We start from the raw sequence: 24,887 nt of genomic DNA, 5'->3' as shown, positions 1-24,887 counted from the left end.
GCATGGCACGGCCACCGGTACCGGGACCTGACCAGTGCGTCCGTACGGCTGCCGGCGACCGTCACGCGACCGCGCGCTCAGCTCCCGTGCTCAGCGTCGGGCGGTGTGGCGGATCCGCGCCCACAGGGGCAGTGCGAACCAGCACACCAGGTACCAGGTGAGCACGCCGACCGTGAGCCACAGGGCGAGGGCGTCGTCGGTCGCGACCCGCAGCACCAGGAGGAGGGCGGCGGTGCAGGTGGCGACGAGCAGGACGAGACCCGCGAACGTCAGCCGTGCGGCCCAGGCGACCGCCTCCGGCTTGATGCGGCGGCCCGCGACGATGCGGTGGAAGGCGACCGGCCCGATCAGCGCCCCCGTTGCCGTCGCTCCGAGCACCACCGTGACGATGTAGATCGTCTTCTCGGTCTGCGCCAGGCCGGCGAACACGGGGGTGAAGGCCACGGTGAGGAGGAATCCGAAGAGGATCTGGACTCCCGTCTGGGCGACGCGGACCTCCTGGATGAGTTCTTGCCACTGCCGGTCCGCGCGCTCCTCCACGGTTTCGTCACGGCCGCCGTCGGAGTCGGTCGACATCAGGTGCCTCCCCGAAGTCTCACATCATGCCGCGCCTGCCCCGCGACCAGCGCCCCATGCACCGGAAGCCGACGGCCGGCGACCGGGGTGCAGGGCGGCGTATTCCAGGGGCGCCGACGGGTCGACGGACAGGTCCAGTCGGGCCGGCTCGGAGCCCGCCCGTACCAGGAGGTCACCGACGGCCGCGATCATCGCCCCGTTGTCCGTGCACAGCGTCATCGACGGCACCCGGAGTTCGACCCCGGCGGCCGCGCAGCGCTCCTCGGCCAGGGCCCGCACACGGGAGTTGGCCGCGACCCCGCCCACCACGACCAGCGTCCGTACGCCGTACTCCCGGCAGGCGGCCAGCGCCTTGCGGGTCAGCACGTCAGCGACCGCCTCCTGGAGCGACGCCGCGCCGTCGGGCAGCGGGATCTCCGCGCCGGTCTGCCGGTGCCGCTCGGCCCACCGCGCGGCGGCGGTCTTCAGCCCGGAGAAGGAGAAGGCGTACGGGGCGTCGCGCGGGCCCGTCAGCGGGCGCGGGAAGGCCACCGCGCGCGGGTCGCCCCCGCGGGAGGCCCGGTCGATCGCGGGCCCGCCCGGGTACGGCAGCCCGAAGACCCGGGCCACCTTGTCGAAGCACTCCCCCGCCGCGTCGTCGACGGTGTCGCCGAGGTGCAGGATCGGGTCGCGCACCAGGTCCCGCACCAGCAGGAGCGAGGTGTGCCCGCCGGACACGATCAGCACCACGCAGGGATCGGGGAGCGGTCCGTGCTCCAGGGTGTCGGCTGCCACGTGCCCGGCGAGGTGGTGCACCCCGTACAGCGGCACCCCCGCCGCGTACGCGAGCGTCTTCGCCCCGGCCAGCCCCACCTGGAGCGCGCCCGAAAGACCCGGGCCGGTCGTGACGGCGACGGCGTCGATGTCGCGGAGCCGCAGTCCCGCCCGGTCGAGCGCCTCGCGGACCACGGGGTCGAACGCGTGCAGGTGCGCACGGGCCGCGATCTCAGGCACGACCCCGCCGAAGCGTGCGTGTTCGTCCATGCTCGACGCCACGACGTGGGCGAGCAGCCGCCCGCCGGAGACGATCCCGGCTCCGGTCTCGTCGCACGACGACTCGATGCCCAGTACCACCGGAGCGCCCACACCAGCCTCTTTCGCACATGGATCGTTGTTGCAAATACCGTGCAATAACATACCCGGTCGCTGCCCGGGCGGGGCTCAGCCGAGGGCGCGGTCGAGGTTGAAGGCCGCACTGATCAGTGCGAGGTGGGTGAACGCCTGGGGGAAGTTGCCGAGTTGTTCCCCGCTGCGGCCGATCTCCTCGGCGTACAGGCCGAGGTGGTTGCCGTAGGTGAGCATCTTCTCGAAGGCCAGCCGGGCTTCCTCCAGGCGTCCGGCGCGGGTCAGCGCCTCGACGTACCAGAACGAGCAGATCGAGAACGTGCCCTCGGAACCGCGCAGGCCGTCCGGGCTGGCCTCCGGGTCGTAGCGGTAGACCAGCGAGTCGGAGACGAGATCCGCGGTCAACGCGTCCAGGGTCGCGAGCCACTTGGGGTCGGTGGGCGCGATGAACTTGGCCATCGGCATCATCAGTACGGACGCGTCGAGCACGTCGTCGCCGAGGCCCTGGGTGAACGCCCCGCGCTCGGCGGACCAGCCCTGCCGCATGATCTGCCGGTAGATCGCGTCGCGGCTCCGCTGCCAGCGGGCGAGGTCCGCCGGCAGGCCGCGCCGATTGGCCATCCGCACGGCCCGTTCGATCGCCACCCAGCACATCAGCCGCGAATAGACGAAGTTCCTGCGCCCGCCGCGGGTCTCCCAGACGCCCTCGTCGGGCTGGTCCCAGTGGTCGCAGAGCCAGTCGACCACGGTGCCGACCTCGTCCCAGTGTTCGCTGCTGATGGGCTTCCCCCACTTGTCGTACAGGTAGACGGAGTCGATCATCGCCCCGTAGATGTCCAGTTGGAGCTGACCGGTGGCGGCGTTCCCCACCCGCACCGGGGTGGATCCCAGGTGCCCTTCGAGGTGGGACAGCTCGGATTCGGGCAGGTCGGTGCGGCCGTCGATGCCGTACATGATCTGCAGCGGGCCGGTCGGGCCGGCTCCCGGTTCGATGCACCGCTCGGACAGGAAGCCCATGAACGCCTCGGCCTCCGAGGTGAAGCCCAGGCGGAGCATCGCGTAGACGCAGAACGCGGCGTCGCGGACCCACACGTACCGATAGTCCCAGTTGCGCTCACCGCCGACCCGCTCGGGCAGGCTCGTCGTCGGCGCGGCGACGATCGCACCCGTCGGCACGTAGGTGAGCAGCTTCAGCGTCAGGGCGGACCGGTTGACCATCTCCCGCCAGCGGCCGCGGTAGCGCGAGCGGCTCAGCCAGTGGCTCCAGAACCGGACCGTCGCCTCGAACTGCTCCTGCGCCTCGGCGCGAGGGCAGCCCTGTGGACGGACCCCGTCGCCGATCTTGTCGAGGGCGAAGACCACGGATTCGCCCTCGAGGAGCTTGAAGTGCGACCACACGTCCGTGCCGTCGCTTTCGAGCTGCGCGGTGGAGGTCAGCGCCAGTGAGATCGACGGGCACGCGAAGACGGCCTCGTGGGCCTGGGCGCGAACGGTGTGCTGCTCGGCGCCGTAGCCGAAGCGGGGAGCGATCCGGGCCCTGAAGGGAAGGGTGCCCCGTACGCAGATCACCCGCCGGATCAGCCGGTGCCGGACCGCTTCCCGCGATTCGTCCACGACCGGCATGAAGTCCTGGATCTCGGCCACGCCGTCGGCGGCGTAGAACCGGGTGATCAGCACGTTGGTGTCGGGGAAGTAGAACTGTCGCGTCCGCGCGGGCACGTCGGCGGCCAGCTCCCACGATCCGCCCCGGTCGGCGTCGAGGATGGAGGCGAACACGCTCGGTGCGTCGAAGCGCGGGCAGCAGTACCAGTCGATCGTGCCGTTGGTCCCGACGAGCGCGGCGGTGCGGAGATCACCGATCAGGCCGTGCTCGGAGATCGGCAGATAGCGCGTGCCGTCCACGCCCCCGGATCCGTTCCCGAACTCCATGCCGGCCTCCCTACCGTCTCACTGCGGGCAGGTGCGGGGGTCGAGAAGACCTCGTCCTTCATGTTAGGTCGCCCCGGGGCGACCCGGCCCCTCCCGGAGGGCGATCTTGTCCCGGTCGGACCACAATGAGCGGCAAGGACCTTCTCGTGGCGATGCGAGATGGGCAGTTCTGCGGTCTGGAGGTCGTGGAACATGGGATCGGTACCGCCATGACGATCGAGGATCAGACCCATCGGGCCGACGTACGCCCTCCCGCCGAAGGCTTGATCGACCTTCCCGGGCCCGTGGAGCGGGCTGATCCCGCGGCGCTGCCGAGCCCTTCCCGGCCCGGTTCGACCGAGGAGTCGGCGAGCATCCGGGACATGGTGGCGCGTCTGGGCGCCGCCTTCCCGTCGGTCGACGCGGCGACCGTCGAGGCGACCGTCAGGGCCGAGTACGACTCGTTCCGCGAGGCCAGGATCAGGGCCTTCATCCCGATCCTGGTCGAACGGCGTTCCCGCAGGGCGCTCGGCGCCGCCTCGGAGCAGACAAGGACTGATCGGTGATGTCCGACGAGAGAGCCGAACGCATCGCGGATTTCATCCGGCCGCTGCGCGTGGACCCGGGCTCGAAGGTGCGCCTTTCCCGGGACTTCGATCCGCGTTACAAGGCCGGTCTGAAGAAACGGGAGGGGATCGAGCTGCTGCGGACCGGCGTGTCCCTGCTGGCCGAGTACCAGGAGCGGCTGGCCGCCCAGGACACGTACGGGGTGGTCCTCTGTCTCCAGGCGCTCGACGCGGGGGGCAAGGACGGGACGATCCGCCACGTCATGAGCGGCGTCAACCCCCAGGGCGTACGGGTCAGCAGCTTCAAGGTGCCCTCCGCGGAGGAACTCGACCACGACTACCTGTGGCGTTACGCCCAGCGGCTGCCCTCGCGGGGCGAGATCGCCATCTTCAACCGCTCGCACTACGAGGAGGTCCTGGTCGTACGGGTCCACCCCGAGGTCCTCGTGCGGCAGAACCTGCCGGAGGACTCCGTCGGGCCGGACCTGTGGGACCGGCGTTTCCGGGAGATCAACCGCTGGGAGCACTACCTCACGGACAACGGGTTCAAAGTGGTGAAGATCTTCCTGAACCTGTCCAAGGAGGAGCAGCGCATCCGCTTCCTGAAGCGGATCGACCTGCCGGAGAAGAACTGGAAGTTCTCCGCGGCCGACGTCCTTGAGCGGCGCCGCTGGGACGACTACCAGGAGGCGTTCTCCGCGATGCTGTCGGCCACGAGCACGAAGTGGGCGCCCTGGTACGTCGTGCCTGCGGACCGGAAGTGGTTCGCGCGGATCTGCGCGGCGGCGGTCCTCGCGCACACCCTCATGGACATCGATCCCCGGTTCCCCGACGTGGGCGAAGAGGCGCGCAAGGACCTGCTCGTGACCCGGCGGGCGCTGGAGAAGGAGGCGCCCGCCGGGGCCGAGGCCGACCCGTACGCGGCCGCGCACCCGAAGAAGAAGGGCGGGAAGAAGGGGAAGAAGGGCCGGAAGCACGGCTAGCGGCAAGGACAGGAACTGTCGTACCGGCCCGGACCCGTCCGCGGCCACGGATCGGAGGCAGAACGATGACCGTGCGGTCGGTTTCCCCGGGGGAGCAGCCGCGGGCTGTTGAAGACGCCTGGTACACGCGTGATCCCGAAGAGGTCTCGGCGGCCTTCGGCGTGGATCCCACGGTCGGTCTCTCCACCTCCCGGGCCGCGGAGCTCCTGGCCGCGCACGGCCCGAACGCGCTGCCGGAGGAGAAGCGGACGCCGACCTGGCAGCGGTTCCTGCGGCAGTACCGCAGTTACATGCAGCTGGTCCTGCTCGCCGCAGCGGCCGTCTCGCTGCTGATCCAGGAGTGGACCACGGCGATCCTGCTGATCGTCCTGACCCTGCTGAACGCGGTCATCGGCCTGCGCCAGGAGGGCAAGGCGGAGAGCGCGATGAACGCGCTCCAGTCGATGATGAAGGCCTCGGCGCGGGTGCGCAGGGACGGGAGGGAGGCGGAGATCCCCGCCGAACAGCTCGTCGTCGGCGACATCGTGCTCATCACCGCCGGGGACCAGGTGGCGGCGGACGGACGCATCGTCGAGGCCAGTGCCCTGCAGATCGACGAGTCGGCGCTCACCGGCGAGAGCGTTCCGGCCGCGAAGGACGCGGCCGCGCTGCCCGGCCCCCTGCCGGCGCCGGGCGACCAGACCTGCATGGCGTTCATGAACACCCCGGTCACCCACGGCAGCGGGGTCATGGTCGTCACCGCGACGGGCGCCGGCACCGAGGTCGGCAAGATCTCCGGGATGCTGTCGGCCACGGAGAAGGAGGTGCCGCCGCTCACCAAGGAGCTCGACACCCTGACGCTGTGGATCACGGGAGCCGCGGGCCTGACCATGATCGTGATGTTCGCCCTCGGGCGGCAGCGCGACCAGGCCTGGGACGTCCTGTTCGTCAGCGCGGTCTCCCTGGCCATCGCCGCCATCCCCGAGGCCCTGCCGACGGTGACCCAGGCGATCCTGTCCGTCGGCAGCCTGAACCTGGCCGAACGGAACGCGATCGTCAAGGAGCTTCCCTCGGTCGAGACCCTCGCCTTCACGTCGGCGATCAACTCGGACAAGACCGGCACGCTGACGATGAACGAGGTCACCGTCGTCGAAGTGCTGAGTCCCGCCGACCGGTACACCGTCTCGGGCACGGGCTACGGGCTGGACGGCAAGGTCCACCACGCCGCGGGCTCCTCGGCGGGCATCGAGGACGCGATCCTGCCCTACGTGGTGGCCAGCGACGCGAAGCTGGTGGACGGCAAGGTGGTGGGCGATCCCACCGAGGGCGCGCTGCTGGTGCTCGCGCACAAGGCCGGGCTGGACATCGACGGCACGAGGGAGGCCTTCCCCCGGCTCGCGACGCTGCCGTTCGACCCGACGTACAAGCTGATGGCCACCTTCCACTCCGCGGTCGACGCCTCCGGCCGGCAGGTCGTGCGCTGCTTCGTCAAGGGCGCGGCCCCGGCGGTGACGGCGCGGGCCACCACCGCGCTCGCGGCGGGCGAGAGCGTCCCGTGGGACGCGGAACTGGCCGAGCGTGCCGACGCCCAGACCCTGCGGATGGGCGGGGAGGGGCTCCGGGTGATGGCCGCGGCCACCCGTGAACTGGACGCGGACGGCTTCGATCCGGACGGCGACCTGCTCGCGTACGTCACAGAGCTGCGGATGAGCAGCCTCGTCGGCATGGTCGACCCGCCCCGCGAGGAGGCGAAGGCCGCCGTGGCCGGCGCCCAGGAGGGCCACATCCGGGTCCGCATGGTGACCGGCGACGACGTCGTCACCGGTGCGGCGATCGCCCGGCAGCTCGGCATCCCCGGCGAGGCGGTCCTCGGTGCCGACTTCGCCGCGATGAGCGAGGAGGAGCAGCTCGCCCGCATCGACGACATCGGCGTGGTGGGGCGCGTCGCGCCGGAGCACAAGGTGCTGCTCGCCAACACGCTCAAGAAGAAGGGCGACGTGGTGGCGATGACCGGGGACGGCGTCAACGACGCGCCCGCCATCAAGGCCGCCGACATCGGGATCGCCATGGGCAGCGGCACGGACGTCGCGAAGAACGCCGGACGCATGATCCTGTCCGACGACAACTTCGCCACCATCGTCTACGCCGTCGAGCAGGGCCGGCGGATCTACGACAACCTCACCAAGTACATCCGGTTCGTCCTGCTCCTGCTGGTCACCTTCGTGCTGACCTTCCTCGGCGCCACCGTCTTCAACATCGCGGCCGGTGAGCCCTTCACCCCGCCGCAGGTGCTGTGGATCCACTTCGTGGTCAACGCCTCCTTCGGCTTCGCACTCGGCTTCGACCGGGAGAGCCCGGGGCTCATGCGCCGCAAGCCCCGTCCGCGCGGGGAATCGGTGCTCACCCGGCCCGTACTGGTCACGGTCGGGCTGGGCGGGCTGGCGATCACCATCATCCTGCTCGGGCTGATCAAGCTGGGTGAGGCCCACTACGACAGCACGGCGACCGGCCAGTCGATCGCGTTCACCGCGTTCGCGCTCTGCCTGATCGTGGCGGCGTTCGAGTGCCGCAGCGAGACGGATTCCGTGCTGACGCCCACCACCTTCGACAGCAAGCAGATGAACTGGGTGGCACTGGCCCAGTTCGTCCTCGCGGTGCTGGTGACCCAGATGGACGGCTTCCGCCGCCTCCTCGGGACGACCGAGATCGACGCGCGGCAGTTCGGCTGGGCGTTGCTGTCCGCCGTCGTGCTCCTCCTCGTGTGGGAGCTGGGCAAACTCGTGGCCCGTCGGTCGCGACGCACCTGATGGGGGAAGGAGGGCCGGTGACCACCCGGCACGAGGGCCGCGGGAGACCGCTCCCCCGCCTGCGGGCCGTTCCCGGGGTCCGCGCGGCGTCGTCCTACCGGCGGGAGTGGCTGGTCAAGGACCTGGTGGCGGGCGTCGTCCTGACCACTCTGCTGGTGCCGCAGGGCATGGCGTACGCCGAATTGGCGGGCCTGCCGGCCATCACCGGCCTGTACACGACGATCCTCTGCCTGCTCGCCTACGCCGTGTTCGGGCCCTCCCGGATCCTGGTGCTGGGCCCCGACTCCTCGCTGGGGCCGATGATCGCCGCCACCGTGCTGCCGCTGGTGGCGGCCGGCGGGGACCCCGGGCGGGCCGTCGCGCTGGGGTCCATGCTCGCGATCATGGTGGCGGCCATCATGATCCTGGCCTCGGTCGCGAAGCTCGGCTTCATCGCCGACCTGATCTCCAAACCGACCATGATCGGTTACATGAACGGCCTGGCGCTGACCATCCTCATCGGTCAACTGCCCAAGTTGCTCGGCTTCAAGGTCGACGCGGACAGCCTGATCGGCGAAGCCGTCGGATTCGTGGAGGGGCTCGCCCAGGGGGAGGCGGTACCGGCCGCCGCGGCCGTCGGCTGCGGCGGCATCCTCCTGATCCTGCTCCTGCAGCGCTTCCTGCCGAAGGTCCCCGCGGTGCTCGTGATGGTGGTGCTGGCGATCGGCGTGACCACGGCCCTCGACCTGGGCGAGCACGGCGTCGGATTGGTCGGGGTACTGCCGGAGGGCTTCCCGCCGTTCACCGTCCCCGACATACGGCTGTCCGACCTCGCGCCGCTGCTCGGCGGCGCCCTGGGCATCGCCCTGGTCTCACTGGCCGACACCATCTCCAACGCGTCGGCCTTCGCGGCCCGCACGGGGCAGGAGGTCCGCGGCAACCAGGAGATGGCGGGGGTCGGCGCGGCCAACCTGGCGGCCGGTCTCTTCCAGGGCTTCCCGGTCAGCACGAGCGGATCCCGTACGGCGGTCGCGGAGCGCGCGGGAGCCAAGACCCAGCTCACCGGGGTCGTCGGAGCACTGCTCATCATCCTCATGCTCGTGCTGGCGCCGGGCCTGTTCCGCAACCTTCCGCAGCCCGCCCTCGCCGCCGTGGTCATCACCGCCTCGCTGTCCCTGGCGGACGTACCGGGCACGGTCCGGCTGTGGCGGCAGCGCCGGGCGGACTTCCTGCTGTGCGTCGCGGCCTTCGTCGGCGTCGCCCTGCTCGGTGTGCTGCCCGGGATCGCCGTCGCGGTGAGCCTGTCCGTCCTCGACGTCTTCCGGCGCGTCTGGTGGCCGTACAACACCGTGCTGGGGCGGGTGCGGGGCCTGGAGGGCTACCACGACCTCCGCTCCTACCCGCAGGCCGGTCGGCTGCCGGGCCTGGTGATCTACCGGTTCGACGCGCCGCTCGTCTTCGCCAACGCCAAGACCTTCCGCGACGAGGTCAGACGCCTGGCGGCCGCGGACCCGCGACCGAGTTGGATCGTGATCGCGGCGGAGCCCATGACCGACGTGGACACCACCGCCGCCGACGTGTTGGAGGAGCTCGACGAAGCGCTCAACGCGGACGACGTGCACCTCGTGTTCGCCGAGCTGAAGGACCCCGTGCGGCGCAAGATCGAGCGGTACGAACTCACCCGCACCATCAACCCCGATCACTTCTTCCCCACGGTGGAGGCCGCCGTCGCGGCCTTCCGCCGGCGCACCCGGGCCGAATGGATCCCGGGCGACCCGCCCGGACCGCCTGCACCGCCCGCACCGCCCGCCGACGAGCGGTGAGCGGTGACGTGTGACCGCCGGTCAGGCGGCCGCCTCGTGCCCCGTCGCGGCGCGTCCCATCGTCAGCGCCAGACGCCGCACCCGGCGCCAGTTCATCGGGGGCGCGGCGCGCGGCACGCCGGGCCGGTTCCGGGGCACCCACACGCGCAGGGCTCGGGGCTCCACACGACAGAGCACCGGAGTGGGCAGTGACAGGGCCTCGCCGTCGACACCGACCGGGATGACGTCGGCGTCGGCGTCCACGACGACCTCGCGGGCAGTGGCCTCGGTCAGCCCGCGGCCCTGCCCGTTCTGCAGCAGGAGTTCGGTCGCCTCGGCGGCGCCACCGACGTGGACGCACAGCACCCCCAGCGTGCCGGAGTCCAGCCTCTCCCGACGCCCCAGGCCCGCCGAGTCGCCCCGCTGATAGGGGTTGTTGCTCACCAGGACGGCCTGGGGGCCCTCCATGGCCAGCGAACCGGCGCGGACGCCCAGCCGGGCGCCGGTGTTGTGGGCCAGCAGGTCCGGCAGCATCTCCAGGATGGTGCGGGCCTTGTCGTCGCGGTAGGCGGGGCTCTGGACGACTTCCGCGTACACGCCGAACGAGGCGTTGTTGATGAAGACGCGCCCCGGGCTCCCCTCCCCCGCCCCTCCCGTGTGGAGGTAGCCGATGTCGATGCGCTGCTCGACCCCGTCGGTCAGCGCGTCCAGACAGGTCGACGGGTCCTGCCGGTCCAGCCCCAGGTCCATGGCGAAGTGGTTGCGGGTGCCGGCGCTGATCACCATGAAGGGGATGTCGTGTTCGGCGGCCACTCCGGCGACCAGGGCCTGCGTACCGTCACCGCCCGCGACGCCGAGCAGGTCGGCTCCGCGCCGGACGGCCTGCCGGGCGAGCTCTTCCACGTCCTCGTGGCTCTCCGGATCCAGGACGTGGACCTCGGCTCCCAGGGCCCTGGCCCGCTCCGCCAGACCGAACTTCTCGACCTTTCCGCCGCCCGACCGCGGGTTCATGATCAGGAACGGGTGTCCGGCCCGCCCCGCGGGGCGTTCCGGCATGCCCGTCGGACGGTCCTCCACCAGCGCGGACCGGCCCGCGTACACGGCCAGCATCCACAGCGCGAGGGAGACCAGTACGACCCACAACAGCCCGGCCGCGGCGTACAGGATCAGGACGGCGATCGGCGCGGCCACCACGAGCAGCGCGGCCGCCGCCCTGATCCAGCCGGTGTGGGTGAGCATCCACCAGGCACCCGCCACCGTGAGGAGGAGCCCGGCCCACCCCACGCCCATGAGCAGGAGGCTCCGCAGCCCGCCGAAGAGCACCAGGACCACGATCGCCGCCGCGCCCGCCGCCAGGGCCAGGCGCGCGGCCCACCGCGTACTCATGGGGCAACCTCCCACCGTTTCGGCGCCGGCGTTCACTTCAGGGTACGAGCGGCCCCTGTGCGCGGCACGTCCTTCGTGGACGCCGGTCCGGGCCGAATGGCAGGACCGGCCGAGGCTTGGGACCATCTCTTTGGAGGTCAGCCGCCCTGGAGGTCAGCCATGACCAATGACCCGCCGGAATCCCCGTCGTCCCCATCACCTCCTGCGGACGACCTTCCGTCCGCGTCGGACGGCCCGTCGTCGCGCGAGGGCGGCGGGCGTGCGGAGGCCGGGCTCGTCGAGCCCTCCCCCTCCCCCGGTTCCGGCAAGCGGGGTTGGTCACCCCGGCTTTCGCTGCCGGGTTGCTGGGGCGCGCTCGTGCTGGCGTGTCTGTCCTTCACCCCGTCGCTGCTGCCCCGCGGCGGCGTGCTCCAAGGGCTGATCTGCGGAATCAGCGCCGCCATCGGGGCCGGGCTCGGTGTACTCGCGGCCTATGTGTGGCGCGCTTTCGCCGACCGGGACCCGCGGCCCGCCTCGCGCGGGTCGTGGCGCGTGCTGCTGATCAGCGCGATCATTCTGTTCGGCCTCTCCTTCGGGTTCGGGCAGTACTGGCAGCATCAGATCCGCGGGCTGATGGGGGTCACCGACTACAACGTCCTCACCGCCGTCGCCTGCCCGTTCATCGCCGCTCTCGTCCTCTGGCTCCTGCTGGTGGCCGGGCGGGGGCTGCGGCGCCTGTACCACTGGGCCGCCAGGCTGCTCGGGCGCTGGATCGGCCCGCGGGCGGCGCGGGTGGTCGGCTGGGTCGTGGTGGTGGGTCTGGCGTGGTCCTTGGTCAGCGGGGTGCTGCTCGGCGGCTTCGTGAACGCGGCCAACGAGGCGTTCTCCGTACGCGACACGGAGACGCCGGAGGGCGTGCACCAGCCGACGACCGCCCTGCGCTCGGGCGGGCCCGGCTCCCTGGTTCCGTGGGACTCGCTGGGCCGGCAGGGCCGGGCCTTCGCCGGCAGCGGGCCGACGGCCGCGCAGATCGGCGCGTTCACGCACCGCCCGGCTCAGGAGCCCGTCCGGGCCTACGCCGGGCTGGAGACCGCCGACAGCACCGAGGCCCGGGCGGAGCGGGCCGTCGCGGACCTCGAACGGGCGGGCGGCTTCGCGCGCAAGAACCTGCTCGTGATGACGACCACCGGGAGCGGCTGGGTCGATCCCGCCGCCGTGGACTCGTTCGAGTACCTCGGCGACGGCGACTCCGCCACGGTGGCGATGCAGTACTCGTACCTGCCGTCATGGCTGTCCTACCTCGTCGACCAGTCCAAGGCGCGCGCGGCGGGCCGGGACCTCTTCGACGCGGTGTACGACGTCTGGTCCAAGCTGCCCCACGACCGGCGGCCACGGCTGTTCGTGGCCGGTGAGAGCCTGGGGTCGTTCGGCGGCGAGACCGCCTTCAGCGGGGAGGCCGACCTGCGCAACCGCACCGCCGGTACCCTGTTCGCCGGTCCGCCGAACTTCAACACCCTGTTCCGCGAGTTCAGCGATGACCGCGAGGCGGGGAGTCCCGAGATCGAGCCGGTCTACAGGGACGGGCGGACCGTGCGGTTCACCGACGACCCCACCACCGGGATCCCGCCGGCGGACCGACCGTGGGACGGGACGCGCGTGCTGTACCTGATGCACCCGTCCGACCCGATCGTCTGGTGGAGCCCGAGCCTGGCCCTCTCCGAACCCGACTGGATCCGCGAGAAGCCCGGCACGGACGTGCTCGGCTCCATGGTCTGGATGCCCTTCGTGACCTTCTGGCAGGTCACCGCCGACCTGCCGTTCTCCACCGGCGTACCGGACGGCCACGGCCACACCTACAAGGCCGCGTACGTCGACGGCTGGAACGCGGTCATGCGGCCCACCGGGTTCACGGCGCAGGACCTGGACCGGCTGAGGGAGATCATCCAGCCGCAGGGCTGACCCGGACCGCCCCTCCGGCGCTTCGACACCGGGCGGTCAGCGCAGCAGGAACCCGGCGACGTAGCCGAACGCGTTGACCGCCCAGTGCAGCCCCATGGGGGCCAGCAGGCTGCCGCTGCGCCGGCGCAGTTCGCAGAAGAGGACCCCGGCCGCCGCGGTGAACAGCACGGCCCCCGCGACCGCCAGGCCGGCGCCGACCGCGGAGTCGCCGAAGACCGCGGTCAGGGCCGGTTTCGCCGTCGCCAGGTGCAGGGACGGCAGGACGTGCCAGAGGCCGAACAGCAGGCTCGACACGGTGGTCGCCCAGACCGCTCCGCGGGCCCGGTCCACCAGGCCGTAGAGCACCCCGCGGAAGGCCACCTCCTCCACCAGGACCGTGCCGACGGGGACCGTCACGAGCACGCGCAGCAGCAGCCCGCCCGCGCTCATCCCTTCGTACCGCCGGTCCTCGAACAGCGTCCTGGTGGGCGGCAGCAGGGCCCCGGCCAGGTAGACGACGGCGACGACGCCGGCCAGGGCCAGCGCCCAGCGGGCACCGCGGGCCAGTGTGCCGGGGGCCAGACCCGCGTCCGCGCGGGTACCGCCGGCCCAGCGGAGCACCCCGAGCAGCAGGGCGCTGACCACGACGGCCGTCAGCACGCCGATCGGGCCGCTCCAGCGGTGCATGACGAGGTTGGCGACGACGAGAACGGCCACCGTGAGCCCCACGGCCGGCCAGGTGCCGATCCGCCTCGGGAACCGGCTCTGCGGCATCCGGGCTTGTCCTTCGGTCGATGACGGGCGGAAGGTCGGACGTGGTGGGCAACCCCGGCCCGTCGTGGGCGCGTCCGGCCGGAACCGCTCCGACAGGGCGGCCCGGACGCCCTGTCGGAGCGGTCTCCGTCAGCGGCGTCGTGCGCAGGTCCAGGCGCCCATGCCCTGGATCCGGGCGAGTCTCCTCGCGGTCGCGATCTGTTGCCCCTTCGTGGCGAGGTCGGCGCGGGGTGCGTACTTGCGGCCTCCCGCCGCGTTCCAGCTCGACTGGGTGAACTGCAGGCCGCCGTAATGGCCGTTGCCGGTGTTCGCCCGCCAGTTCCCGCTCGATTCACAGCGGGCGATGGCGTCCCAGTCGGTGTCGGGTTTGGAGTGGACGGCTGCGGCGTGGGCACCGGAGACGTCCAACAAGGACACGGTCAACAAGACGACAGAGGCCAGCAGTTGGCCGATCACGCTGCGACTTCTCCAGTCCTTCCCATGGCGCGACATCAGTCCTCCTTCGCTGTTGGGGCGGGCCTGCCACGACAGCGGGCGGGCCCGCGTTCGACCCCCGTTCGGGTCGAGGCCACAGCACAGCACGGACCGACGTGCTTCCAGCGGCACTTGCCGTCGGCGAACGGATGACGCCACCCGAACGGACGCTCCAAGGCCTTCCCGGGGCCGTCGTGCGTTCGGCCCGACCCGCGCGCACCCCGTGGCCTCGCCCGCATCGATCGTGCGTCGTAAGCTGGCCCCATGTCCGATACGGCACACGGCCTCACGACCGGGGCGGTGGCCCGGCACCTCGGGGTGTCGCCGACCACGCTGCGCTCGTGGGACCAGCGGTACGGCATCGGCCCCGCGGCCCGGGAGGGCGGGCGGCACCGGCGCTGGACGGCCGGGGACGTGGCCGTGCTGGACGAGATGTGCCGGCTCACCGCCTCCGGCGTGCCCCCCGCCGAGGCCGCGCGGGCCGCCCGGGCAGGCCGCGGGCACCCGATCCCCGTACCGGCCGCCGCCCGCCCCCCTCGGCAGGAACCGGACGTCGGGCTGCCGACGGGGGACGTGCGCCGGGGGCTCGCCCGCGCCGCCGTCCGGCTCGACGGACCCACCCTCGACTCCCTCCTCCGTGACGCCGTGGCGAGCCACGGCCTCGTCACGGCCTGGGAGGACGTGATGGTCCCGACCCTGCACGCGGTGGGCCGCAAGTGGGAGTCCTCCGGAGACCAGTACGTCGAGGTGGAACACCTGCTGTCCTGGCACGTGTCGACGGCGCTGCGGCAGGTCACCCCCGCCGGACACGGATCCGTGCCCGCCGCTCCCCCGGTGCTCCTCGCGTGCGTACCCGCCGAGCAGCACACCCTTCCCCTGGAGGCGTTGGCCGCCGGGCTCGCCGAACGCGGGCTGCCCACCCGGATGTTGGGCGCGGCCGTGCCCGCCGAGGCGCTCGACGCCGCCGTGCGGCGGCTGGGCCCCGCCGCCGTCGTCCTCTGGTCCCAGGCCCGGTCCACCGCGAACCACGCCCTCGCCCGCCATGTCGCCGGGCGCTCCTTCGGGGTCAAGGGGGCGCGGACGCAGACCCGGGTGCTCCTCGCGGGGCCGGGCTGGGCGGGCCGCGCCGTGGAGGCGGGCATGCTCCGCCCGGGGAGTCTGAGGGAGGCGCTGGACGTCCTCGCCCGCAGTTACGCGGAGCCGCCGGCCGGCCGTGACCTCAGCAGTGCGAGGGCTGTCCCCCGCTGATCAGGGTGGCCGGTCCTGCCCCGGCCACGAGGCTGTGGCGCATCCGGATGAGGCCCCGGCGGGCATGGCTCTTGACCGTGCCCAGGGGCAAGCCCGTGCGGTGCGCGATCTGCGCCTGTGTCAGGTCCCCGAAGTACGCGAGGGTCAGCACGTCGCGCTGGACGCGCGGCAGGCGCGCGAGTTCCCGGGTGACCACGACCCGGTCGAGGACGTGCTCGGGGCCCTCCCCCGTGCCGTCGGACGGCGGCAGCGCCGCGCCCGCGGCGGCCACGAGGTCCAGCCGGCGCGACCGGTCGGTGAGGGCGTCGGCGGTCTTGCGCCGGGTGATGCCGACCAGCCAGGCGGGCACGGGCCCGCGCTCGGGACGGTATCCGGCGCGGCCCCGCCAGGCCGCGAGGAAGACCTGCTGGGTGACGTCCTCGGCCTCGCGCGGGTCGCCCAGGGCCCGGGCCGCGAGGGTGTGCACGAGCCGCCCCCAGCGGCGGTGCGCGAGGGCCAGGCAGCGCTCGTCGCCCGCGGCGAGCCCCCGACCGATCTCCTCGTCCGAAACCGCCTCGGGCACCGTCTCGGGCGCCGCATCGGACACCGTCTCGGACACCGCGTCGGGCGCTTCGAGGTCTGCCGTGGTCATGTGCGCGTCCTCCTGCCGGTGCCGGGTGGTCCCCGCGTCACCAGCCTCCGACCAACGGAGGAGGCGGCTCAACACGCATCGATCGTGCGTCGTATTCGACGTCCCCCGGTCTCAGTCCCTGCCACGGGCGTGCCGGAAGCGGGCGAGGCCGTCGGCGAGGTCCACGATCGGGTCGGGGTAGTCGTACGCGGCCCGGTCCAGGCCCTTCAGCTTCCAGGGTTCGTGGATCGAGGAGCCGGGGAGCTCCGCCAGCTCCGGGACCCAGCGGCGGACGTAGGCGCCGTAAGGGTCGTACCGCTTGGCCTGGAGGACGGGGTTGAGGACCCGGTGGGGTCGGGTGTCCGTCCCCGTTCCGGCCACCCACTGCCAGTTGAGCTGGTTGTTGGCGACGTCTCCGTCCACGAGGAGGTCGAGGAAGTGCCGGGCGCCCTCCCTCCAGTCGACGTAGAGCGTCTTGCTGAGGAAGGAGGCCGCGAGCAGCCGTCCCCGGTTGTGCATCCAGCCCTCGTGGGCGAGTTGACGCATGGCGGCGTCCACCACGGGGTACCCGGTCAGCCCCTCGCGCCACGCCTTCAGGTCCGCCTCGGCGTCCGCGCCCCGCCGCCAGTTGTCGTGCCGGGGCCGGTAGTCCTCGACCGCCGTCGCCGGGCGGGCCGCGAGCACCTGGCGGTGGAAGTCCCGCCAGCACAACTGCCGTACGAAGGCCTCGGCACCCGCGCCGCCGCGGGACCGCGCCCGGTGCACGGCCTCGGTCGGCGACACCGCGCCGAAGTGGAGGTACGGGGAGAGGCGCGAGGTCGCGTCGCCCGCGAGGTCGTCGTGGCGCTCCTCGTAGGCGTCGGCGTGCCGGGACATCCAGGCCCCGAGCCTCCGGCGGCCCTCGGTCTCCCCTCCCGTGGCCAGTCCTTCGGAGACGTCCGCCACGGAGGCGCTCGTCGGCAGTCGCTCGGAGCGCAGCCCGTGCGGAACCCGTACGGTCCTGGGCGCCGCGAGCGGGGTCCTGAGCGGTTCGGCGGACCAGCGCCTGAAGTACGGGGTGAAGACCGCGAAGTGGTCGGAGCCCTGTGGGGTGACGTCGCCCGGCGGCACCACGGTCGTGACGGCGTCGTGCACGTAGAGGCGGCGTCCCTCGGACTCCAGGGCCTGGCGCAGGCGTTCCTCCCGGGCACGGGCGAACGCCGAGTGATCGGCGGCCATGTGGACCTCGTCGGCCTCGGACTGCCGTACGACCGCGCACACTTCGGCGGCGGTGTCGCCGCCGCGCACGACGAGCCGCCCGCCCCGCTCCCGCAGTCCGGCGTCGAGGTCGGTCAGGCAGTCGGCGAGGAAGGCGAGGCGGTTGGGCGCCGCGAAGCCGGCCCGGTCCACGGCCGGGTCGCGGACGAACAGCGGGACGGTCTCGCGCGCCGCGTCCACGGCGGCGCGCAGCGGCGGGTGGTCGTGCAGGCGGAGGTCGGACGTGAAGAGGACGACGGAGACGGTCATGGCGCCACTCCCGGGGATCGGCCGCCGGGCGGGCCGCTGGGGGCTCGCCCGGCGGGCTGCTGTGCTGGTGCTGGTGTGCTGCACTCCCCTTCCGTGTGCGGGGGCGCCCCGGATGCGGGCACCTCACCCCGGCACGCCCTGCTTCGTCCGATCGGCGACGGCCCGCTCCGCCGTGCGCGCGATGTTCCTGGCCATGCCGCCGAAGACCACGGCGTGGAACGGTGCCACGCTCCACCAGTACACCTGGCCCACGAGTCCGCGCGGGTGGAAGAGGGCGCGCTGGCGGTAGCGGGTGCGGCCCGTGTCGTCCCGCTCGGCGCGCATCTCCAGCCACGCGAGCCCCGGCAGCCTCATTTCGGCGCGCAGCCGCAGCAGCGTGCCCCGCTCGATCTCCTCGACCCGCCAGAAGTCGAGGGCGTCGCCGACGCGCAGCCGCTGGGCGTCGCGCCGCCCGCGGCGCAGTCCGGCGCCGCCGGCGAGCCGGTCGAACCAGCCCCGTACGGCCCAGGCCAGCGGGAAGGAGTACCAGCCGTTCTCGCCGCCGATGCCCTCGATGACCTGCCACAGGGCGTGCGGATCGGCGTCGACGGTGCGTTCGCGCTCGTCGGTGTAGAGGCTGCCGCCCGCCCAGTCCGGGTCGGTGGGCAGGGGGTCGCTGGGGGCCCCGGGCAACAGGGCGGAGGACCAGCGGGTGGTGACGCGGGCCTCCTGGACGCGTTGGAGGGCGAGCGAGAGGGCGTGGTCGAAGGGGGCCGGGGTGTCGGGCCCGTCCGGCACGTACGCGGCGATGTCGTGCTCCGCGCAGACCACCTCGTACCGCAGGGACTCGGCGAGCGGCCGGGCGAGGGCGGCGGGCACGGGGGTGACCAGGCCGATCCAGTGGCTGGACAGGCCCGGGGTGAGCATCGGGACGGGCACGATCAGCCGCCTCGGGAGCCCGGCGACGGACGCGTACCGGACCATCATGTCGTGGTAGGTGAGGACGTCCGGGCCGCCGATGTCGAAGGCGCGGTTGACGTCGTCCGGCATGGCCGCGCTGCCGACGAGGTAGCGCAGTACGTCGCGTACGCCGATGGGCTGGACGCGGGTCCCGACCCAGCTCGGCGTGACCATCACGGGGAGCCGTTCGGTGAGGTAGCGGAGCATCTCGAAGGAGGCCGAGCCGGAGCCGATGACGACGGCGGCCCGCAGGACGGTGGTGGGGACGCCGGAGTCGAGAAGGATCCGGCCGACCTCGGCGCGCGAGCGCAGGTGCGGTGAGAGCTCGTGCTCGGGGACGTCCACCGGGGTGAGGCCGCCGAGGTAGACGATGCGGCGCACGCCCGCGGCGCGGGCCTCCTCGGCGAAGGTCCGGGCGGCCCTGCGGTCGGTCTCCTCGAAGTCCCGGCCGGCGCCCAGCGAGTGCACCAGGTAGTAGGCGACGTCCACGTCGCGGAAGGCGGGGCGCAGGCTCTCCGCGTCGGTGACGTCGCCCCTCGCCACCTCGACCCGGTCCGCCCAGGGGTGGTCCCGCAGGTGGGCCGGGGTACGGGCGAGGCAGCGCACGTGGTGGCCGGCGGTGAGCAGGTCGGGGACGAGCCGGCCGCCGATGTAGCCGCTGGCACCGGTCACCAGGCACAGCGTGCGGCCCGGCGCCGGTTCGGACGGGGTACGGGGGCTGGTCGCCATGGGCTGCTCCGTTCCTCGCGGGGGCGTCACACCGGTTCTTCCGCCCCTGCGGCCCGGACGGATGCGGGGCGTCGGCGAACAGCCGCACCGCGGGTCCGGGACGGGCGCAGGGCCCGCCCCGGACCCGAGCGGGATCAGGCGGATCAGGCGGAGGCGGGACCGGTCTCGGCACGGACCTCGCGGGCGGCCGCGACGAGGTTCTCCAGCGAGGCGCGGGTCTCGGCCCAGCCGCGGGTCTTCAGGCCGCAGTCGGGGTTGACCCAGAGCCGTTCGGCCGGGATGGCCCCGAGTCCCTTGCGCAGGAGGGCCGCGGCCTCGGCGGCGGAGGGGACGCGCGGCGAGTGGATGTCCCAGACTCCGGGGCCGACCTCGCGGGGATAGCCGGCGCCCGCGAGCTCGTCGGCGACCCGCATGTGGGAGCGGGCCGCTTCCAGGCTGATGACGTCGGCGTCGAGGTCGTCGATGGCCCGGAGGACGTCGCCGAACTCCGCGTAGCACATGTGCGTGTGGATCTGCGTGTCCGATCGGACACCGCTCGTGGTGAGGCGGAAGGACTCCGTGGCCCACGCCAGGTACGCGGCGTGGCCGTCGGCGCGCAGCGGCAGCGTTTCGCGCAGGGCGGGTTCGTCGACCTGGATCACCGGGGTTCCGGCCGCTTCCAGGTCGTCGACCTCGTCGCGCAGGGCGAGTCCGACCTGTCGCGCGGTCTCGGCGAGCGGCTGGTCGTCGCGCACGAAGGACCAGGCGAGCATGGTGACCGGGCCGGTGAGCATGCCCTTGACCGGCTTGCCGGTCCGCGACCGGGCGTACGTCGTCCAGCGCACCGTCATCGGCTCCGGGCGCGAGACGTCCCCGGCGAGGACCGGCGGCCGTACGTAGCGGGTGCCGTAGGACTGGACCCAGCCGTGCTGGGTGGCGAGGTAACCGGTGAGCTGCTCGGCGAAGTACTGGACCATGTCGTTGCGTTCGGGTTCGCCGTGCACGAGGACGTCGAGCCCGATCTTCTCCTGGAAGGAGAGGACCTCGCGGATCTCGTCCTCGATGCGCTGCTCGTAGGCGGCGGTGTCGATGCGGCCGGATCGCAGGTCCGCGCGGGCCCGGCGCAGTTCCCCGGTCTGCGGGAAGGAGCCGATGGTCGTGGTGGGCAGCAGCGGCAGGCCCAGGCGGGCGCGCTGGTCCGCGGCGCGCTCGGCGTAGGGGCGGGCGCGGCGGGCGTCCGCGTCGGTGACCGCTGCGGTGCGGGCCCGGACGGCGGGGTCGTGGGTGATCGGGGAGGCGGCGCGGGAGGCCAGGTCGGCCCGGTTGGCGGCGAGTTCGGCCGTGATGGCGTCGGTGCCCCGGGCGAGTCCGCGGGCCAGCGTGGCGATCTCGGTGGTCTTCTGGTGGGCGAAGGCGAGCCAGCGCCGGATCTGAGGGGCGATGTCACGCTCGGCGTCGGCGTCGAGCGGTACGTGCAGGAGCGAGCAGGATGCCGCCACGTCGACGCGGTCGGCGAGACCGAGGAGGGTGCCGAGGGTGGTCAGCGACTTCGCGTAGTCGTTGATCCAGACGTTGCGGCCGTTGACCACGCCCGCGACCAGGCGCTTGCCGGGCAGGCCACCGGCCTTGGCGAGGTCGCGGAGGTTCGCCTCGGCGGCTTCGGTGAAGTCGAGGGCGAGGCCCTCCACGGGCGCCTTGGCCAGGACGGGCAGGGCCTCGCCGAGCCGGTCGAAGTAGGAGGCGACGAGGAGCCTGGGCCGCTCCGTGAGGCCGCCGAGTTCCCGGTAGGCGCGGGCGACGGCGTTCAGTTCGGCCGGGGTGCGGTCCTGGACCAGGGCCGGTTCGTCGAGCTGGACCCATTCGGCGCCCGCGGCGCGCAGTTCGGCGAGGACCTCGGCGTAGACGGGCAGCAGCCGGTCGAGCAGGGTCAGCGGCGGGAAGCCGGCGTCGACGCCGGGTGCGGGCTTGGCGAGGAGCAGGTACGTCACGGGCCCGACCAGGACCGGGCGGGCGGTGTGACCGAGGGCCAGTGCCTCCTTCAACTCGGCCACCTGCTTGGCGGGATCGGCGGTGAACACGGTGTCGGGGCCGAGTTCGGGGACCAGGTAGTGGTAGTTCGTGTCGAACCACTTGGTCATTTCGAGCGGCGCCACGTCCTGCGTGCCGCGTGCCATCGCGAAGTAGCCGTCCAGGGCGTCGGCTTCGACGGCGGCGCGGTGGCGGGCGGGGATCGCGCCGACCATGACGCTGGTGTCCAGGACGTGGTCGTAGTACGAGAAGTCGCCGGTCGGGACCTCGGTGATGCCGGCCCCGGTCAGCTGCGCCCAGTTGTCCCGGCGCAGGTCGCGGGCGGTCTCCCGGAGGGTTTCGGCGCTCGTGCGGCCCTTCCAGTAGCCCTCGACGGCCCTCTTCAGCCGGCGGTCCGGTCCTTGCCGGGGGTAGCCGTGGACGGTGGCCCGTACTGCCGCGGCTGCGGACTTGGTGGTCACGGAACTCTCCTTCGCGAGCGTGTCTCCATGGACCCGGTGGGGCCGAGGGCGCGAAGGGGTGCCGGAACGGGCGGACCGTCGTGGTCGCGTACGTCCGGGTACGCGACGGGAGGTCCCGTCCGAGGTGCACGCCGACCCGCCCACGAGGTCACCGGGAAACCGTGCGCGGTCGATCGCGCACGGGCAACGGGCAGGTCTTCGGACTCACGGGCACGCCTGCCGGTCTCCCGGCGGGCACCTACTGGCCGTCGCTTCCCAGGACCGGTTCCGGTCCCAGTGCGTATGACGGCGGTCGTTCCCGCTCACCGCTGCGGGGCAGTCCCGGATTCCCACCGGGTTCCCTCTTACGACGCGTCCCGCCTGGCGGACGGGGGCGAACCAGCTGCGTGGCCCACCCTAGGCCGACCGCGCCGGACGTGGGGACCGGTTGGCGCATGTCGGACCGTGAGCTGCGACACGGGCCCCGACCGTCTCCTCTTGCGGGACGGACGTGTCCACCATGCGGCCATGGTCTTGCCGAGCCAAGCCCCTTCGGAGAGTATTCCTATCAATCCGATAGGAAAAGTGGGATTCGGCCGCACGCCATCCGGCACCCGGCCGGGACCGCCCGACGACGCTCCGGAGTAGCCCACATGACCACCGCCGTCCGGCCTGCCGAAGAGCAGCGCCACGCGCTCCTGCGTACCGCTCGCGACGTGGCGGACGACCTCGCCGCGGACGCCGTCGCCCGCGACCGGGCGGGCAGGCCGCCGGTCGACGAGACGGCGCGGCTGCGCGAGGCCGGTCTGCCGGCTGCCCTCACCCCGCCCGGGCCGGAGCGCGGGGCGGACTGGCGCACCGGATGCGCCGTCGTACGGGAGATCTCCGCGGCGGACGGCTCCGTCGGCGAGGTGCTCGCCCGCCACTACGCGCACGCGTGGAGCGCGCGCTTCTACGCCGGCCTCCTCCAGGCCTCCGACCTGGAGGAGGCGTCGGTGCGCGGGCAGTGGCTGTGGACCGGCTCGGTGGGCAATCCGACGCCCGACGACGACGACGCCGGACCGGACCTCACATTGAGGCCCCGCGGGTCGGGCTACGTCCTGAACGGGCGCCGGTCCGTGCACACGGCTGCGGCCGTCGCCGACCGCATCGTGCTGGACGCCGTCTGTACCGGCACCGGTGACGTCCTGGTCGTGCGGATCACGCCCGGCGCGCAGGGCGTGACCGTGGAACCCGCCCACGACCGCCTCGGACAGCGCGTCGCCGGCGCGGGCGACCTCGTCCTGGAGCGGGTCGCCGTCACGCCCGAGCAGGTGCTCGGGCGCCGGCCGCACGACGAGGAGTCGACGGCGCCCTTCACCGCGCTCGCCGAGCCGGCGCTCCGGCTCGCCCTGTGTCACGTCGGCCTCGGGATCGCCGAGGGCGCCCTCACCGAAGCCCGCGACCTCAGCAGGCGCGGTCGCTCCTACCGGCTGCCCGGCGAGGACCCGGACCTCTTGCTGACGTACGGGGAACTCGCCTCCGCCGCCCAGACGGCCACCGCCGTGGTCGACCGGGCGACCGGGGCGATGGCGCGGGCCCTCGACACGGGGACGCACCTCGACGCCGACGAGCCCGCGGACGTCGCCGCGCTGGTCGCCACGGCCGAGACGGTGACCTCCAAGGCCACCCTGCACATCACCGCCCGGGTGCTGGAACTCGCCGACGCCCCCGGCCTGGACCGCTTCTGGCGCAACGCCCGCGTGCTGACGGCCCACCGACCGGTCGCGCACCGCCTGCGCGCCATCGGCGAGCACTACCTCAACGCCCCCCACCGCGTGCCGGCGGCCGTCTTCCGCTGACGCGCGGCCCCGCCCGGGCGGCCCCGCCCTCGGCGGACGCGGCCGGATCCGTACGGGATAATGAGCGCATGCGGATCTCAGCCAGGGCGGACTACGCGGTACGTGCCGCACTGCAGCTCGCGTCGTCGGAGGACGACGGGCCGGTGAAGGCCGAAGCCATCGCCGACGCCCAGGACATCCCGCACAAGTTCCTCGAAGGCATCCTGAACGACATGCGCCGCGGCGGGCTCGTGCTCAGCCAGCGCGGCGGCAACGGCGGATACCGGCTGGCCAAGCCCGCCTGGTCCATCACCATCGCGGACGTCATCCGCATCGTGGACGGCCCGCTCGTCTCGGTGCGCGGAGTCCGCCCGCCGGACCTCTCCTACACCGGGCCGGCCACATCGCTGCTGCCCCTCTGGATCGCCCTTCGCGCCAACGTTCGCGAGATCCTCGACGGCGTGACGCTCGCCGACGTCGCCGCGGCCGACCTGCCCGCCGACGTGTCCGCGCTGACGACCACTCCCGAGGCCTGGACCAATCCCTGAGCCGTCGGCACCTGCCCGACCTGCTCTTTCTCACACATCGAGATGAGTCCGTCCATCATTCGGACGCCCTCTTGGGGCGAGTCTCGACGTCTGCCAAGATGCCTACCAGCCCGGTAGGAAAACTAGGAATGAGGTGAGGTGGCCGTGCGAGCAATGCATGAATCAGCCATTCTTCTGCCCGTCCTCACCACCCGCCGGCACATCGACCTGGTGCGTACGTCCAGCGCCATCTGTCAGCCCGCCTGACCCGGGCCCCGGTTCCGCGCGCCGATCCTCGTAGCGCTCCCCGGCCCCGCCACCCCGCTCCGCGGGCCCGGGCTCGGCGGCCCCCTCCGCCGGCCCCGCACGCCCCGCGTCACCTCCGAGCGCGGCGTGCGACGTACGCGGCTCGGCACCCCGGCCACGCGGCACCCACGACACCCTGCCCCTGCTCCGCCTGCGACGACGGTCCCGTGACCGGCCGACGCCGGGCGTGGGTGTCGTGCGTGCCGAAGGCCCCGGCCGCGCGCCCCCATGACTTCCCCGACACCCCATCCCGTGAAAGGACACCTCCGTGTCTGCCGCAAGACCGCTCACCACCCTCCGCGCCATCGCCGTCACCGCCACCCTTCCGCTCCTGCTCACCGCGTGCGGCTACGGTTCCGAGGCGAAGAAGGACGAGGACAAGCCGGCCGCCGCGGCCTCGGCCGACGGCAAGAAGCTGTCGGCCTCGGAGGTCCGGATCGGGTACTTCCCGAACCTGACGCACGCGACCGCGCTGGTCGGTCTGCAGGAGGGCCTGATCC

Annotated in this window: 19 protein-coding genes, 1 pseudogene and 1 riboswitch; of the genes and pseudogenes, 10 read left to right on the top strand and 10 right to left on the bottom strand. The window is 72.8% G+C overall.

All coding sequences use genetic code 11. From position 1 onward, the window contains the following. Window positions 1–90: 90 nt before the first annotated feature. The 3 genes from ACFYYJ_RS14500 to ACFYYJ_RS14490 form a co-directional block, all read right to left on the bottom strand. Window positions 91–576, bottom strand: coding sequence for a DUF6328 family protein (locus tag ACFYYJ_RS14500; RefSeq protein WP_385120725.1), 486 nt, complete (start codon window positions 574–576; stop codon window positions 91–93). Between the two features lie 24 nt (window positions 577–600). Further along, window positions 601–1,689 carry a tRNA (adenosine(37)-N6)-threonylcarbamoyltransferase complex transferase subunit TsaD gene (gene tsaD / locus ACFYYJ_RS14495; protein WP_389132755.1) on the bottom strand — a complete coding sequence of 363 codons (1,089 nt, stop codon included), beginning with the start codon at window positions 1,687–1,689 and terminating at the stop codon, window positions 601–603. A gap of 87 nt (window positions 1,690–1,776) precedes the next feature. Further along, window positions 1,777–3,609, bottom strand: coding sequence for a glycoside hydrolase family 15 protein (locus tag ACFYYJ_RS14490; RefSeq protein WP_385357177.1), 1,833 nt, complete (start codon window positions 3,607–3,609; stop codon window positions 1,777–1,779). 152 nt (window positions 3,610–3,761) lie between these two features. Here ACFYYJ_RS14490 and ACFYYJ_RS14485 point away from each other — a divergent pair, with 152 nt between their 5' ends. The 4 genes from ACFYYJ_RS14485 to ACFYYJ_RS14470 all read left to right on the top strand — a co-directional run bounded on the left by ACFYYJ_RS14485 (window position 3,762) and on the right by ACFYYJ_RS14470 (window position 9,725). Next, window positions 3,762–4,154: a three-helix bundle dimerization domain-containing protein gene (locus ACFYYJ_RS14485; protein ID WP_389132752.1), complete on the top strand. Its 393-nt coding sequence runs from the start codon at window positions 3,762–3,764 to the stop codon at window positions 4,152–4,154. Continuing rightward, on the top strand, window positions 4,154–5,137 hold the full coding sequence (locus tag ACFYYJ_RS14480; RefSeq protein ID WP_385357172.1) for a polyphosphate kinase 2 family protein: 984 nt from the start codon (window positions 4,154–4,156) through the stop codon (window positions 5,135–5,137). The genes ACFYYJ_RS14485 and ACFYYJ_RS14480 overlap by 1 nt, the downstream gene beginning before the upstream one ends. Before the next feature lie 65 nt (window positions 5,138–5,202). Further along, on the top strand, window positions 5,203–7,923 hold the full coding sequence (locus ACFYYJ_RS14475) for a cation-translocating P-type ATPase (protein ID WP_389132158.1): 2,721 nt from the start codon (window positions 5,203–5,205) through the stop codon (window positions 7,921–7,923). 17 nt (window positions 7,924–7,940) lie between these two features. Then, on the top strand, window positions 7,941–9,725 hold the full coding sequence (locus tag ACFYYJ_RS14470; RefSeq protein WP_389132155.1) for a SulP family inorganic anion transporter: 1,785 nt from the start codon (window positions 7,941–7,943) through the stop codon (window positions 9,723–9,725). 21 nt (window positions 9,726–9,746) lie between these two features. Here the strand turns inward: ACFYYJ_RS14470 and ACFYYJ_RS14465 are convergent, their stop codons facing one another. Beyond that, a complete protein-coding gene (locus tag ACFYYJ_RS14465; protein WP_385120712.1) occupies window positions 9,747–11,090 on the bottom strand; it encodes a diacylglycerol/lipid kinase family protein in 1,344 nt (447 codons plus the stop codon). Window positions 11,091–11,249: 159 nt separating this feature from the next. Here ACFYYJ_RS14465 and ACFYYJ_RS14460 point away from each other — a divergent pair, with 159 nt between their 5' ends. Further along, window positions 11,250–13,028 (top strand): alpha/beta hydrolase, encoded by a 1,779-nt coding sequence (locus ACFYYJ_RS14460; RefSeq protein ID WP_389132151.1) that lies wholly within the window; start codon window positions 11,250–11,252, stop codon window positions 13,026–13,028. A 36-nt stretch (window positions 13,029–13,064) separates the two neighbouring features. On the opposite strand, the gene ACFYYJ_RS14455 is transcribed toward ACFYYJ_RS14460, so the two are convergent. Further along, window positions 13,065–13,781, bottom strand: coding sequence for a CPBP family intramembrane glutamic endopeptidase (locus tag ACFYYJ_RS14455; protein ID WP_389132148.1), 717 nt, complete (start codon window positions 13,779–13,781; stop codon window positions 13,065–13,067). 129 nt (window positions 13,782–13,910) lie between these two features. After that, window positions 13,911–14,273: a transglycosylase family protein gene (locus tag ACFYYJ_RS14450; protein WP_385357162.1), complete on the bottom strand. Its 363-nt coding sequence runs from the start codon at window positions 14,271–14,273 to the stop codon at window positions 13,911–13,913. 246 nt (window positions 14,274–14,519) lie between these two features. Here ACFYYJ_RS14450 and ACFYYJ_RS14445 point away from each other — a divergent pair, with 246 nt between their 5' ends. Beyond that, window positions 14,520–15,503, top strand: a complete 984-nt coding sequence (locus ACFYYJ_RS14445; protein ID WP_389132146.1) for a MerR family transcriptional regulator — start codon at window positions 14,520–14,522, stop codon at window positions 15,501–15,503. Here ACFYYJ_RS14445 and ACFYYJ_RS14440 read toward each other — a convergent pair. The 4 genes from ACFYYJ_RS14440 to metE all read right to left on the bottom strand — a co-directional run bounded on the left by ACFYYJ_RS14440 (window position 15,475) and on the right by metE (window position 21,755). Next, entirely contained in the window at window positions 15,475–16,134 is a 660-nt protein-coding gene (locus tag ACFYYJ_RS14440; protein ID WP_389132143.1) for a sigma-70 family RNA polymerase sigma factor, read from the bottom strand. The genes ACFYYJ_RS14445 and ACFYYJ_RS14440 overlap by 29 nt on opposite strands. 111 nt (window positions 16,135–16,245) lie before the next feature. After that, window positions 16,246–17,619, bottom strand: a complete 1,374-nt coding sequence (locus ACFYYJ_RS14435) for a cryptochrome/photolyase family protein (RefSeq protein ID WP_389132140.1) — start codon at window positions 17,617–17,619, stop codon at window positions 16,246–16,248. A gap of 123 nt (window positions 17,620–17,742) precedes the next feature. Then, window positions 17,743–19,287: an SDR family oxidoreductase gene (locus ACFYYJ_RS14430; protein ID WP_389132137.1), complete on the bottom strand. Its 1,545-nt coding sequence runs from the start codon at window positions 19,285–19,287 to the stop codon at window positions 17,743–17,745. A gap of 143 nt (window positions 19,288–19,430) precedes the next feature. Further along, window positions 19,431–21,755 carry a 5-methyltetrahydropteroyltriglutamate--homocysteine S-methyltransferase gene (gene metE, locus ACFYYJ_RS14425; protein ID WP_389132134.1) on the bottom strand — a complete coding sequence of 775 codons (2,325 nt, stop codon included), beginning with the start codon at window positions 21,753–21,755 and terminating at the stop codon, window positions 19,431–19,433. A 192-nt stretch (window positions 21,756–21,947) separates the two neighbouring features. Further along, a riboswitch (cobalamin riboswitch) is annotated at window positions 21,948–22,102 on the bottom strand. 285 nt (window positions 22,103–22,387) lie between these two features. Here metE and ACFYYJ_RS14420 point away from each other — a divergent pair. From ACFYYJ_RS14420 to ACFYYJ_RS14405, 4 genes and pseudogenes are all read left to right on the top strand, one after another. Then, window positions 22,388–23,575 carry an acyl-CoA dehydrogenase gene (locus ACFYYJ_RS14420; protein WP_389132131.1) on the top strand — a complete coding sequence of 396 codons (1,188 nt, stop codon included), beginning with the start codon at window positions 22,388–22,390 and terminating at the stop codon, window positions 23,573–23,575. 68 nt (window positions 23,576–23,643) lie between these two features. After that, complete coding sequence (locus ACFYYJ_RS14415; protein WP_385120686.1) at window positions 23,644–24,102, top strand: RrF2 family transcriptional regulator; 459 nt, start codon at window positions 23,644–23,646, stop codon at window positions 24,100–24,102. A gap of 153 nt (window positions 24,103–24,255) precedes the next feature. Beyond that, a complete protein-coding gene (locus tag ACFYYJ_RS14410) occupies window positions 24,256–24,348 on the top strand; it encodes a putative leader peptide (protein ID WP_384583264.1) in 93 nt (30 codons plus the stop codon). A 307-nt stretch (window positions 24,349–24,655) separates the two neighbouring features. Further along, window positions 24,656–24,887, top strand: a pseudogene (locus ACFYYJ_RS14405) (sulfate ABC transporter substrate-binding protein); the annotation flags it as partial.

This window comes from Streptomyces sp. NPDC002467, from assembly GCF_042889825.1.
Taxonomy (GTDB): Bacteria; Actinomycetota; Actinomycetes; order Streptomycetales; family Streptomycetaceae; genus Streptomyces.
The sequence above is the reverse complement of the archived record's forward strand: the minus strand, read 5'-3'. Positions and strand labels throughout refer to the sequence as shown.